General features: G+C 60.5%; 12 protein-coding genes. 5 read left to right on the top strand and 7 right to left on the bottom strand.

The genetic code is table 11. The features are described 5' to 3' along the window. Positions 1-6 precede the first annotated feature (6 nt). From DNK50_RS28510 to DNK50_RS28495, 4 genes are all read left to right on the top strand, one after another. Positions 7-1,569 carry a hypothetical protein gene (locus DNK50_RS28510; RefSeq protein ID WP_112196874.1) on the top strand — a complete coding sequence of 521 codons (1,563 nt, stop codon included), beginning with the start codon at positions 7-9 and terminating at the stop codon, positions 1,567-1,569. Next, positions 1,570-2,400 (top strand): hypothetical protein, encoded by an 831-nt coding sequence (locus DNK50_RS28505; protein ID WP_112196873.1) that lies wholly within the window; start codon positions 1,570-1,572, stop codon positions 2,398-2,400. A 59-nt stretch (positions 2,401-2,459) separates the two neighbouring features. Beyond that, a complete protein-coding gene (locus DNK50_RS28500) occupies positions 2,460-4,544 on the top strand; it encodes a mechanosensitive ion channel family protein (protein WP_112196872.1) in 2,085 nt (694 codons plus the stop codon). A 112-nt stretch (positions 4,545-4,656) separates the two neighbouring features. Beyond that, positions 4,657-5,541 (top strand): sugar nucleotide-binding protein, encoded by an 885-nt coding sequence (locus DNK50_RS28495; RefSeq protein ID WP_099584621.1) that lies wholly within the window; start codon positions 4,657-4,659, stop codon positions 5,539-5,541. 127 nt (positions 5,542-5,668) lie between these two features. Here DNK50_RS28495 and DNK50_RS28490 read toward each other — a convergent pair whose 3' ends face one another. From DNK50_RS28490 to DNK50_RS28470, 5 genes are all read right to left on the bottom strand, one after another. Next, positions 5,669-6,367: an OmpW family protein gene (locus DNK50_RS28490; RefSeq protein WP_099584622.1), complete on the bottom strand. Its 699-nt coding sequence runs from the start codon at positions 6,365-6,367 to the stop codon at positions 5,669-5,671. 94 nt (positions 6,368-6,461) lie between these two features. Then, on the bottom strand, positions 6,462-6,983 hold the full coding sequence (locus DNK50_RS28485) for a DUF3299 domain-containing protein (RefSeq protein WP_112196871.1): 522 nt from the start codon (positions 6,981-6,983) through the stop codon (positions 6,462-6,464). An 11-nt stretch (positions 6,984-6,994) separates the two neighbouring features. Then, positions 6,995-8,260, bottom strand: coding sequence for an ABC transporter permease (locus DNK50_RS28480; RefSeq protein WP_092358194.1), 1,266 nt, complete (start codon positions 8,258-8,260; stop codon positions 6,995-6,997). Between the two features lies 1 nt (position 8,261). After that, on the bottom strand, positions 8,262-8,972 hold the full coding sequence (locus DNK50_RS28475; protein ID WP_099584624.1) for an ABC transporter ATP-binding protein: 711 nt from the start codon (positions 8,970-8,972) through the stop codon (positions 8,262-8,264). A 6-nt stretch (positions 8,973-8,978) separates the two neighbouring features. Then, complete coding sequence (locus DNK50_RS28470; protein ID WP_112196870.1) at positions 8,979-9,584, bottom strand: DUF2796 domain-containing protein; 606 nt, start codon at positions 9,582-9,584, stop codon at positions 8,979-8,981. Between the two features lie 132 nt (positions 9,585-9,716). Here DNK50_RS28470 and DNK50_RS28465 point away from each other — a divergent pair, with 132 nt between their 5' ends. Further along, positions 9,717-10,058 (top strand): hypothetical protein, encoded by a 342-nt coding sequence (locus DNK50_RS28465; protein WP_099584626.1) that lies wholly within the window; start codon positions 9,717-9,719, stop codon positions 10,056-10,058. On the opposite strand, the gene trxA is transcribed toward DNK50_RS28465, so the two are convergent. After that, positions 10,055-10,927, bottom strand: a complete 873-nt coding sequence (gene trxA, locus DNK50_RS28460; RefSeq protein ID WP_112196869.1) for a thioredoxin — start codon at positions 10,925-10,927, stop codon at positions 10,055-10,057. The genes DNK50_RS28465 and trxA overlap by 4 nt on opposite strands. 72 nt (positions 10,928-10,999) lie before the next feature. Beyond that, positions 11,000-12,001: an Abi family protein gene (locus DNK50_RS28455; RefSeq protein WP_099584826.1), complete on the bottom strand. Its 1,002-nt coding sequence runs from the start codon at positions 11,999-12,001 to the stop codon at positions 11,000-11,002. Positions 12,002-12,088 lie beyond the last annotated feature (87 nt).

The raw sequence follows: 12,088 nt of genomic DNA, 5'->3' as shown, positions 1-12,088 counted from the left end.
TACACCATGGAAGACTTCAGCTTCAATGCGCTGACGGCCCTGCTCTGGGCAAACAAACTAATCACCGGCCTGGTGATCTCCACATTGCTGGCGGCCATCCTGATTCAAGCGTATTGGGACAAGGTGGGTTATTTCGTCATGCGTGTGTGGCACGGCGTGCCCGTGATCGGCAAGGTGGCGCGCTTGTCCAAGCAGAGCCTGATGCTTGACGCCCACGGCTGGCCGAAATCCGAAAGCGAGCTGTGCGACGCGTACTACTCGCGCTATGAAAAAATCGGCGCGGAAGATGTCGACTTCTTCAACAAGAGCGAATCCTACCTGCGCACCATCGGTGAGCGCGGGCGCCGCGAGCGGCCGTTCTGGGTGTTTGCCCTGATCTTTATGCTGATCATGTTCGAGGCCGTGGGTTTCGCCTACGTGCTGGTGCCCTTTATCAACCAGAACCTGTCGGCCAACGATCAAAGCTGGATGGGCTGGTTGTTCGCCTTCTTGCTGGCGGTCGCCTCGGCGATCCTGGCCGAAGTCACTGGCCGCGCCGCGCACAAGAACGCGCTGATCAGCAAGGCGCGCCACTGGTGGGAAAACGACAGCGACAGCGACCGCCCGAACCAGCTCAAGGAGTTGCCGGGCATCGGCATCAAACACACCGACAGCGATAAAGACGGCAAGGACTACAACCGCATCCTGGCGCGCATCAACACCAACCACACCGTGACGCCGAGCCGTGGCTGGATGATCACCACCGGTATCTGGATCGCGATTATCGCGATCGCCGCGTTCGGTATCCGCACCATGCAGCTCAAAAGCATCGAGACCGAAATGGTCGGCAGCCCCCATGCCTTTGCCCAGCAGAATTACGACTCGGCCAGCCCGTTCGAACTGCCGGCCGATTCGGCGGCGATCAACGATCAGGCCGACAAGCAAACCCTGACCGACAAGATGGACGCGATCCGCAAAGCCTCGCTGATCACCTTCATTGTGCTATCGGTGATCTACATCGCGATCCAGATCACCAGCATCTGGCTGGCGTCGATCTTCGGGTTTGCCGGGGTCGAATCCAAGACCGCCTGGGAACACACCCACAAATTTTCCAGCGGCGAAGCCCTGGAAAACTGGATGCAGAGCCAGCGCGTGGAAATTGCCTCCCATGCCGATCACAAACTGAGCAAGTTGCAGCTCAAGCTCGCCGGGCGCACCACCACCAACGCCCAGCAGCAGGCGGCGTTGACCACGGCGCACAATCGCAGCTTCGAGACCTTCGTAGCGCGCAAACAGGCGTTGCCGGGCAATCCGCAACCGGTGGCCAAACCCGTCAGTGTTCCGGTTGCACCTACTGCACCGGTGGTAGCGGAAGTCGCGGCTCCAGCTCCAACTCCTGTAGCAACCCCCGTGCAGACGCCGGTTGCTGCCTCGGAGGGTCTCGATGCCCTGCGCGGCAAGGACCTGACGGCCTACAGCGAAGAACAATTGGCAACGATCAGTCGTGTCAAAGGCCATGCACTGGAAGATGTGCTGGCGCTGCGTGCCGAACAGCAATTGCTTAAAGACTTTGACGCCACAGGTGCCTGAATGATGATCCCGCGCTTTTTCTGTGCCCTGTTGCTGGCGCCCTTGATGGCGATGGCCGGCGAGCGCAATGACATTCCGGATTGCTACCCCTACGCCAAGGTCGCCGAGTTTCGGCCCGTGGCCGCGGGGCGCGAGTTGACAGTGATCATCGATCAAACGATCCCGATGCCCGAGGTCATTCAGAAGTCCACCTGGGCCCAGATTCAGCGCTTTGTACAACCGGGCGACAAGGTCCGGCTGTACAGCTTCTCGGCGTTTCTGCCGGGGCAGTTCATGCAGTTGCGCTTTGCCGGTGAACTCAACCAGGGCATCGACGAAAAGGTCCGCGAGCGGGTCGGTATGCAATCGCTGCGCACCTTCGACACCTGCCTTGCCGAGCAGCGCAGCTTTTTCAACAAGACCTTTGGCAAGGTGTTTGTGACCACGCTGCGTGAAGCGTCCGAAGACATTGCACGCAGTGAAATCTTCCAGTCGTTGCGTGATATCGGCAACAACCTGGGCCAGCAACCGGCCCAGGAACGTGTGGTGTTGTTGATTTCCGACATGCTGGAAAACAGCGATTTCGGCAGCTTCTACGCCAACAACCGGATTCGTGACCTGCAACCCGACGCCGAGCTCAAGCGTGTGGCCGACAAGGGTCTGTTCGCCGACCTGCAGGGCGCGCGCGTCTATGTGGCCGGAGCGGCGCTGGTGACCAAGGATGTCAAGCAGGCGTATCGTTCCGGCAAGACTATCCAAGCGTTGGAAGGCTTCTGGAAAGGCTATTTCGCTGGTTCCAACGCGCAGTTGGTAGCGTTTGGCGCGCCGAGCCTGAATGTCGACCTGAAGTGAACCATCCTCGCTGAAACCCGTCAGTTCCTTACAGACCCTTCTGTAAGGAGCCCGGTGTTTTGCTCAATCTCAAGACTGCTTTACTGCTGGGTGCGCTGCTATGTTGCGGCAGTGGCGCACTGCACGCCGCGGCGGCGGCGCCTGAACCCGAGGCGCCGGCCAAGCCGGAGTTGCTGGTAGAAGGCGGTCTGCTGGGTGCGATCAGCTCCAGCATCGACGACGTGCAGGACAAGCTCGACCTCAACCAAAACCTGATCGACGCCTGGCGCCTGCGTGCGGACAGGGCGGCGGATGAAGTAGGGCGGTTGGTTAACCAAACGTCAGAACGTTCGCCGTGGACTGTGGCCGGAAATTTCCTGCTGCTGTCCGGGGTGTGGGTCGGCGCGTTTACCGTACTGACGCTGTTGGGGCGGTTTATCGTGCAGCGCCTGGGGCGACGGTCATTTGTTGCACAGCGCAAGCGCCTGCACGCGGTGCTCGGGTATGTGGTGCCCTACACGATCCCGGCGCTGATCTGCTTGCCGCTGACCCTTTATGTCAGTCACTTTCTGCCCACTTCAGTGGGGCGTGCGCTGGCGCTGTGTTTTGCCTATGCCACCAGCAGCGGCATTTTTTCCACGTCGATGCTGTTGTGCGTCATTGTCATGTTCAACGTCGGTCACAAGCGCCCGGCAGTGCAGATTATTCGCGATTATTGCCCCAAGCCGCTGTTCTTGATCGGCTTCCTCGCCGCCCTCAGCGATGCCCTGACCAGCCCACAAATCGTCCGTCAACTGGGCGGCAATATCACCAGCAGCATCGCGGTGTTTACCGGCCTGTTCGCGGCAGTGATCTTCGGCGTGCTGGTGGTGCGCCTGCGTCGGCCGGTCGCCCACCTGATCCGCAATCGACCTCTGGCTCAGCGCCTTAAACACCCGGCGTTGCAGCAATCGTTGCGGGTGTTTTCCGGCTTGTGGTACTGGCCGATTCTGTTGATGGTGCTGGTCTCGGCCATCAACTTGATCGGTGCCGGTGACGATAACCAGAAAGCCCTGCGTTGCGCGCTGTTCACCACGATTCTGCTGATTGGCACCGTGTTCCTGAGTACCGTGCTGCAGCACCTGTTCAAGTCCCGCAGCCAGGTGGCGATCCAGCGCAGCAGCGCCTACAAGGAACGTTTCCTCAGTCTGTTGCACGCGATCCTGCGCATCGTCATGGCCATCGCCTTTATCGAAATCCTCGGGCGGATCTGGGGTGTGTCGTTGTTCGAGTTTGCCCAGCGCAACTCGATAGGACGGGCGATCAGCGACTCTTTGAGCAGCATCGGCCTGATCCTGCTGATGACGTGGCTGTTCTGGGTGGTGCTCGACACGGCGATCCAGGAAGCGCTGAAACCGCCAGTGAACAAGCGCTCCAACCGCCAGCCGAGCACGCGGGTGAAAACCATCCTGCCGCTGGTGCGTAATGCGGTGAAGATCATTCTGGTGGTCATCTGCGCGATCACCACCATGGCCAACCTGGGCATCAATGTCGCACCGCTGCTGGCGGGTGCCGGTGTGGTCGGCCTGGCCATTGGTTTCGGCTCACAGCAACTGGTGCAGGATGTGATCACCGGGTTGTTCATCATCATTGAGGACACGCTGTCCATCGGCGACTGGGTGGTGCTTGACTCCGGCCACGCCGGCACCGTTGAGGGCCTGACCATCCGCACCCTGCGCCTGCGCGACGGCAAGGGTTTTGTGCATTCTGTGCCGTTCGGGCAGATCAAGGCTGTCACCAATCAGTCGCGGCAATTTGCCTATGCGTTCTTCTCGGTGCAGTTCACCTACGACACCGATGTGGACAAGGCCGTGGAGTTGATTCGTGAAGCTGGTCAGGCGATCCGCGACGATGTGTTCCTCAAGTACAACCTGCAAGGGCCACTGGAGGTGTTTGGTGTCGACAGGATGGACCTCAATGGTGTGGTGCTCACGGCACAGTTCCGCACGGTGTCGGGTGGGCAATATGCTGTCAGTCGTGCCTTTAATCAGCGTCTGAAAAAGCTTGTGGATAACTGCCCCGAGGTGCACTTCGCGCAGACTTATCCACAGCAGGTCATGATGCCTCAGCGTACGGCGCTGGAGCACGCGCCGGCAGAGCCCGATGTCAAGACACTTAATCCGTGACGGTTGCGCTACAAACCCGCAAAATGCAACGATTCTGGCAACTGCCAGCGGCAAGGCCCATGGGCCTGCCGACCATAGCCAACGTTCCAAACAGACCGGGCCTGCTCAATCTATGCGAATGCGCCTTATGTTACTGGGCGGCGGGAATGCCCTCGGGCAGGCGCTGATTCGCCTCGGTGCAGAGGAAGACATCGGTTTCCTCGCACCCAAACCGCCCCAAGACGGCTGGGATGCCGCGAGCCTCACCCAATTGCTCGACGACACCCGTCCCGATGCCTTGATCAATCTCGCCTACTACTTCGACTGGTTCCAGGCCGAAGCCGTCAGCGAAACCCGTTTGGCTTCCCAGGAGTTCGCCATCGAACGCCTGGCCGAACTGTGCCAACACCACAACATCACCTTGCTGCAACCGTCCAGCTACCGCGTATTCGATGGCTCCCGTGCCACCGCCTACAGCGAAAAGGACGAGCCGGTGCCCCTGGGCCTGCGCGGCCAGGCGTTGTGGCGTATCGAACAGAGTGTGCGCGCCACGTGCCCGCAGCATGTGTTGCTGCGCTTTGGCTGGCTGCTGGATGACAGCGTTGATGGCACTCTCGGGCGCTTCCTGGCCCGGGCCGAGAACACCGACGAGTTGCTGATGGCGGATGACCGACGCGGTAACCCGACGCCGGTGGATGATGCGGCGCGGGTGATCATTTCAGTGCTCAAGCAACTCGATTGCGCGGCGCCGCTGTGGGGCACTTACCACTACGCCGGCCAGGAGGCCACCACGCCGCTGGCGCTGGGCCAGGCGATTCTGACCGAAGCACGCAATTTCCACCCGTTGGCGATTGAGTCACCCACCGCCCAGGCCCACGCGGCCCGGCCGGACGCGGCGGATGAGCCGCAACACGCGGTGCTGGCCTGCAAGAAAATCCTGCATACCTTTGGCATCAAGCCACGGGCGTGGCGAGCGGGGTTGCCGGCGTTGCTAGACCGGTTCTACCGCCACAGCTGAATCCAACACAAAACCCAAATGTGGGAGGGGGCTTGCCCCCGATAGCAGAGTGCCAGTCAACAGATTCGTTGGCTGATCCACCGCTATCGGGGGCAAGCCCCCTCCCACATGTGTTATGTGATGTTGCTTAGAACTTGTAACCGATACCCACCATGTAAACCATCGGGTCGACGTCCACATTGACCTTGGCACGTGTGCCCGGCGCCACGGCGTTGTTTTCCACGGTCGCCTTGGTGCTGATGTCGATGTAGCGCGCCTGGGCGTTGATCATCCACTTGTCGTTGATCATGTAGTCCGCGCCGATCTGCGCAGCCCACCCCCACGAGTTCTCAGCCTTGAAGTTGCTGAAGCCAGCCCCTTGGGCACGGCTGCCTACGTGTTCATCGTAGATCCAGGTGTAGTTGATACCGGCGCCGACGTACGGCTGGAAGGCGGATTTGTTGTCCAGCGGGTAGTACACGACGCTCAGGGTCGGCGGCAGGTGTTTCAGGGTGCCGAGCTTGCCATTGGCGGCGCCGAGGGCGGTGCCCTTGATCTTCACGTCGTGCTCGAACGGCGTGGCGGCCAGCAGTTCGATACCCACGTGATTGGTCAGCATGTAGGCGAAGTTGAGGCCCAGCTGGGTGTCGCTGCTCATGGTCGCCTTGCCGCCCAGATTGGCGCCGGCCAGCGGGCCCTGGTCAACCTTGACGGTGCTGCTGTCGGCCTTCGGGTTCACGGTGATAGCACCGGCGCGAACCAGAATGTCGCCCGCTTCGTGAGCGTGGGCAAGGGGGGCGACGAGGGCGAGCGCGAAGAGGGACGCGCCGAGCAGAGACTTGTTCATGGGAGCTCCAAAGGACGTTTAAAAGTTGTACGTCCAATGGTAAAGATCGTTCCGTCTGGTCTGTTGACTCAGCTCAATGAAAGGGCGATCAGGGTTATTCCTGCAGCTCGTACATGTAAATCTTCTCGGCCTCCATCTGGTAACCGGCGTCGGCCAGTTCGCTGGTAGACGGCTTGACCTGCATCGCGCCTTCAATCCAGTACGGCTGGTACAACTCATCGAGTTTTACGCCGATTTCGCTTTTCACATGCACGATCTGGTTCGACGGCGGCGGCGGTACGTGGATGCACGCGCCGAAATACGGCACCAGCAAAAACTCGGTGGTGCGGCCTTCCTCACTGACTTCCAACGGCACGATATAGCCCGGCAGGCGGATGTGCTGGCCATTGAGGCTCTGCACCACCGGCGCATTGGGCAAGTCCTGCTTGGCCGCGGGCGCGGCTTCGACGGCCAGGGCGTCGGCCATGTTCGACAGGTCATGCAGCGGTTTCATATTGGGGACTTCCGGCGGCGCGTCCGGCGGAATCATCTCTTGCCAGGACAAATCCTTGGGCTGCTCATCCGCCCAGGCCGGAACGACCACCAGCAACAACAGTGCGAACAGGGCACGACGCATCGAAGCCTTCCTCATAAACGTATGGACAGGCCATCGGCCAAGGATTGTCGGTAGGCGCGCCAGGCCGGCACGCTGCCCATCAACAGCGCAGCAGCCAGGATACCGGCGAGCAGGGTCCATTCATATTCGCTTGGCCATGACATCGGCAGGTCCAGCCCGTAATTGGCCTGCAAATACCCGCGCGACGCGGCGATGCACACATACAGCAGGCCCACGCCTGCGATCACGCCGGACAGGGCCAGGGCGAAGGCTTCGAAGATCAGCAACGTCGCGATATGCCACGGCCGTGCACCCACCGAGCGCAGGATCGCCATTTCGCGGCGGCGTTCGTTAAGGCTGGTGAGGATCGCCGTGAGCATGCCGATCAAGCCGGTCAGCACCACGAACAGCGAGATCACGAACAGCGCTTTTTCGGCGGTGCCCATCATGCTCCACAGTTCTTGCAACGCCACGCCCGGCAAGATCGCGAGCATCGGCTCGCCACGGAATTCATTGATCTCCCGTTGCAGGGCGAATGTGGAAATCTTGTTGTTCAGGCCAAGCATAAAGGCGGTGATGGCCTGCGGAGTCAGGTCCATGTTGCGCGCCTGGTCGGCGCTGATACGGCCTTTACCCTGGGCCGGCACGCCGTTGTGCCAGTCGATATGGATCGCTTCCATGCCGCCCAGGCTGATGTGCAACGTGCGGTCCACCGGCGTGCCGGTTCGTTTGAGAATACCGACCACGGTGAACGGTTTGTCATCGTGTTTCACCAGGCTGACCACCGCCACGCCATGGGCCAGTACCAGCTTGTCGCCGAGCTTGTAATGCAGGGCATCGGCCACCTCGGCGCCGAGCACCACTTCGAACGGGTCGGTGGCAAAGGCACGGCCACTGGCGAGTTCGAGGTTTTGCTTGCGGCCGTACTGATAGTGCTCGAAGTAGGATTCGTTGGTGCCCATCACCCGGTAGCCGCGATGGGAGTCGCCGAGGGAAATCGGGATCGCCCATTTGACCTGGGGGTTGGCGGCGAAGTGCTCGTAGCTGTCCCAGCGGATATTGTTGGTCGCGTTGCCGATGCGAAACACCGAATACAGCAGCAGGTTGACCGAGCCGGAACGCGCGCCGACGATCAGGTCGGTGCCGCTGATGGTGCTGGCGAAACTATTGCGTGCCTCAACGCGCACCCGTTCCACCGCGAGCAACAAGCAGACTGAAAGCGCGATGGCGAACGCGGTGAGGATCGCGGTAAAGCGGCGGTTAGCCAGGCTGGCCATGGCCAGACGAAACAAATACATCTCAAACCTCTGCGGGCGTGGCGGCGCGATTGAGTTCGGCCAGCGACAGGTTGCGGTCGAACAACGGCGCCAGGCTCTGGTCGTGGCTGACAAACAACAGGCTGGCGCCAGCGTCGCGGCATTCAGCGAACAACAGCTGAAGGAAAGCTTCGCGGGCGTCGTAGTCCAGGGCCGAGGTGGGTTCGTCGGCGATCACCAGTTCCGGTTGGCCGATCAGCGCACGGGCGGCGGCCACCCGTTGCTGCTGGCCGATGGACAGCGAGTCGGCACGGCGCTCCAGCAGGTCTTTATCCTTCAAGCCCAAATGTGCGAGCAACGTGGCGGCGGCCTGGTCGACACTGCCGTGGCGCTGCTTTGCACGCTGCGCACGCAGTTTGGAAAAGTGGCAAGGCAACTCGACGTTTTCGCGCACCGACAGGAACGGCAGCAGGTTGAATTGCTGGAAGACGTAGCCGGTATGGTCGACGCGGAAACGATCACGGGCGCCGGCCGAGAGTTCGGTCAGCTCCTGGCCCAGCAGGCGAATGCTGCCTCGGCTGGGCGTCTGCACGCCGCCCAACAGGCCCAGCAGCGTAGTCTTGCCACTGCCGCTCGGGCCCTTGAGAAACAGGGTTTCCCCCGCGTCCAGGCGGAACGCGGGAATATCCAGCAACTGTGGGTGACCGGGCCAGTTGAAGCCCAGGTCAGACAGTTCGATCAGTGCTTGGGTCATGTGAACTCAGAACTTCAGGGTGGCTGCTGTGGCCGTGGCGTCAACACCTTGCTGGCCGCTCGGGCCGATCAGTTGTACCTGAATTTTCTGGGTGGCGGGGAAGGTCTTGAAGACCTGCGTCAGGTCCAGATTGCTCAAGGCAGTCGGCGTGGCGCAGGTGAATTGGTAATGGGCGTGGATTTCGCTGTGGTCGTGATGATGCTCGTGGGCGCCGTCCTTGGCGTCGTGGTCGTGGTCATCATCGTCGTCGTGGTCGGCTTCCGGCTTGTCGCCGAACAACGGGCTGTTGAGTTCCTGGCTGCTGACCACGCAACCGGCGGCCTTGGGCAGGTTGAACAGGGCCGCTGGGTTTTCCAGCTGTTTGCGCGCGGCGGCGACCTTGGCCTTGTCGGCCGCAGTGGTGGCGACGTGCTCGAAACCGACCAGATTCATGGCCGGGCTGTCCAGCTCAAGCTCCAGGGCCTGGCCGTCGAGTACGGCATTGAGGCGGCCGACGCCGTGCTCGTGGGCGCCAAGGCTGCCGTGTTCGTGGTCGTGATCATGCTCGTCGGCTGCGTGAGCAATGGCGAGTGGCAGCAGGGCGAACGGCAAAGCGAGCAGCAGGCGGCGCATGAGAAGGCTCCAGAACATGAAAGTTATGTTATGTGATCTTATAACAGTAGAGCCGAGAGTTTGACCGTCTGCTTGGCGTTGCGCAAGCCGCATGGGAGCATGCCCGTCAGAAAAACTGCAGGAGTAAGGACGATGTTGCGAATTCGTGGAACCGTCGGCGACCTGCCGGTGGACTTGACCCTGGAACTGGACGACGGCGACTGGGCACGGCTGGGCGCGCAGTTGCAGGCCGCACCCACCCCGACTGCGCCGACGGCGGCGCCAGCTAAACAAAATGAGGATCTGTGGCAGAACGCCCTGGACCTGTTGCGCAGCGCCGGGCAACTCACTGGCCTGGAACTGCTAGACCAACTGGAAGCCCTGGCTGGCGATGCCTCGGCGGGCAAGCGCCTGTTGGTGCGCCTGCGCCACAGCGCCAAGGTCAAGGTGAGCAGCGGCGGGGATACGCCGCTGTACAGTTGGATCGGCGATTAGTACAGCGCGGCAAACAACTTGCGGCGGTACGCGGTGACCAGTGGATGGTCATTGCCCAGCAGTTCGAACACTTGCAGCAAGGTCTTGTGCGGCAGGCCTTCGCTGTAGCTGCGGTTGCGGATAAACAATTTGAGCAGGCCTTCCAGCGCGGCGTCGTACTGCTGGCGCGCCAGTTGTTGGATGCTCAACTGATAGGCGGCTTCATCGTCCTGCGGGTTTTGCGCCAGACGGCTTTTCAAGTCGGCGGCGTCCGGCAGGTCGGCGGCTTGGCGCAAGAAGGTGATTTGCGCCTTGGCCCCGGCGAGCGCGGCTTTGTGGTCGTCGCTTTTAACGGCGTCGAGCACGGTTTGCGCTTCACCCAGCTCACCACGTTCGGCCAGGCAGCGCGCGTACAGGATCAATGCGGCAGCGTTGGTGTTGTCCTCGCCCAGCAGTGCGGCGAGTACGGCTTCGGCTTCGCTGATGCGACCTTCGGCAAACAACGTTTGGGCCTGCACCAACGGATCAGCCGCTTTTGGCGCAGGCATCTGCACATGGGGCTCCAACAGTGCACGCACCGCCGACTCCGGCTGCGCGCCAGCAAAACCATCCACCGGCTGGCCATCCTTGAACAGCACCACCGTCGGCAGGCTTTGAATGCCAAAGCGCGCAACGATGTCCTGCTCGGCTTCGCAATCGACCTTGGCCAACAGCAACTCGCCCTGATAACTCTCGGCAATCTGCGCCAGCATCGGCATCAACGCCTTGCACGGCGCGCACCACTCGGCCCAGAAATCCACCAGGACTGGTTTTTCGAAGGAGTTCTGGATCACGGCCTGGTCGAAGTTGGCGGTGGTGACGTCGAAGATGTACGGCGTGGGCTCACTCATGGGGCGTCTCGAATAAAGCGGGAATGGGGCAACTATAAGGGCTGGCGCAGGCTACCGGAAGCTGCATGGCTCTCAGCCGGGAGAGGCGTGCCAAAAAGGGTCTTGATACCAGTCCTGAGGAAAGCCCATGGCTTTCAAGCTGACATCAGGAAACTCGTCGATAAGTTGGTACAGGCGCTGATCCCAATGAGTGTGTGGGCTTACTTGATGCATCAGGTGGTTAAGAATACAAAGTACGGCGAAAATTCTGCTATGAGGCCCTTGTTGGAGAAGATGTTCCGGCCACAAGAAATTAGCTTTCTTCGGGAGCTCGGGACGAATACCCAATTCTCGGTTCCACATCCGTGAATGATGGGCGCATACATTTCGAATGGTGGTCAACGTGTGCAGCCAGGATTGCATCAGGGGGGATGGGAGTTGCAGGCGCCTGGCAATGGCTTTTTTGTCCACGTCCTTTGCCAAACCTTTGTACAGGTGGGACAAATCACCCAGCGTCAGTTCCTCAAGCATGGCCCAGCCGGGCATCAATGAAGGCTGGTCATAGGTCAACGGGTAGTGACGGCTGTAGCTTTCTCTTGCCCTTTGGTGTTTGAGCAGGTCTTTTCTCGCACTGTCTGCCTGGGATCTATCGATGCGCTCGCATTCTCGCTGGTAATCGCGTGTCGCGGTCGACTGCTTCAGGGACAACGTCGTGAGCAGGCGTTGATGATCGTATGCGTGATGAAAGATCTGCGGGTTGATGTACCAGTGGCTGCCATAAACGGGGCCCATGTGGTTACTGATGACTGCACGCGATGCCACCTCGACTCTTTCTATGGCGTCCATAGTTAATAAACGAAGTCGTTGATCGAAGTTGTAAAGGCGAGTTAATTGGCTGAATTGGCTGCCGTCACGGAATCTGTGCTCGACATCTTCCGGCTTTTGGAAGGGCCGCATGTAAGGGCTTAGTCGGAAAAAACTGACAAACCGCAGGAAAGCCTCGGCGCGAGCCCCATTATGAATATTCAATCCGCGAAGCTTGAGGAGCTCCAATTGCGCAGGCACGTCGATGGCAGGCTTGCTGAACGTCCTCATGCCAAAAAAGTACCGGGCATAAAAAACCCGCACAATTTGTGCTTGGCTACTGACGCAACCAGAGGCATGGCGGGTGTATTGCCGCAA

It is taken from the genome of Pseudomonas sp. LG1E9, from assembly GCF_003290225.1.
Taxonomy (GTDB): domain Bacteria; phylum Pseudomonadota; class Gammaproteobacteria; order Pseudomonadales; family Pseudomonadaceae; genus Aquipseudomonas; species Aquipseudomonas cyclaminis.
The sequence above is the reverse complement of the archived record's forward strand: the minus strand, read 5'-3'. Positions and strand labels throughout refer to the sequence as shown.

Excerpts from the sequence above, each read along its gene's own strand:
- DNK50_RS28510 (WP_112196874.1), top strand. The coding sequence starts at position 7 with ATGGAAGACTTCAGCTTCAATGCGCTGACGGCCCTGCTCTGGGCAAAC.
- DNK50_RS28505 (WP_112196873.1), top strand. The coding sequence starts at position 1,570 with ATGATGATCCCGCGCTTTTTCTGTGCCCTGTTGCTGGCGCCCTTGATG.
- DNK50_RS28495 (WP_099584621.1), top strand. The coding sequence starts at position 4,657 with ATGCGAATGCGCCTTATGTTACTGGGCGGCGGGAATGCCCTCGGGCAG.
- DNK50_RS28490 (WP_099584622.1), bottom strand. The coding sequence starts at position 6,367 with ATGAACAAGTCTCTGCTCGGCGCGTCCCTCTTCGCGCTCGCCCTCGTC.
- DNK50_RS28485 (WP_112196871.1), bottom strand. The coding sequence starts at position 6,983 with ATGCGTCGTGCCCTGTTCGCACTGTTGTTGCTGGTGGTCGTTCCGGCC.
- DNK50_RS28480 (WP_092358194.1), bottom strand. The coding sequence starts at position 8,260 with ATGTATTTGTTTCGTCTGGCCATGGCCAGCCTGGCTAACCGCCGCTTT.
- DNK50_RS28475 (WP_099584624.1), bottom strand. The coding sequence starts at position 8,972 with ATGACCCAAGCACTGATCGAACTGTCTGACCTGGGCTTCAACTGGCCC.
- DNK50_RS28470 (WP_112196870.1), bottom strand. The coding sequence starts at position 9,584 with ATGCGCCGCCTGCTGCTCGCTTTGCCGTTCGCCCTGCTGCCACTCGCC.
- DNK50_RS28465 (WP_099584626.1), top strand. The coding sequence starts at position 9,717 with ATGTTGCGAATTCGTGGAACCGTCGGCGACCTGCCGGTGGACTTGACC.
- trxA (WP_112196869.1), bottom strand. The coding sequence starts at position 10,927 with ATGAGTGAGCCCACGCCGTACATCTTCGACGTCACCACCGCCAACTTC.
- DNK50_RS28455 (WP_099584826.1), bottom strand. The coding sequence starts at position 12,001 with ATGAGGACGTTCAGCAAGCCTGCCATCGACGTGCCTGCGCAATTGGAG.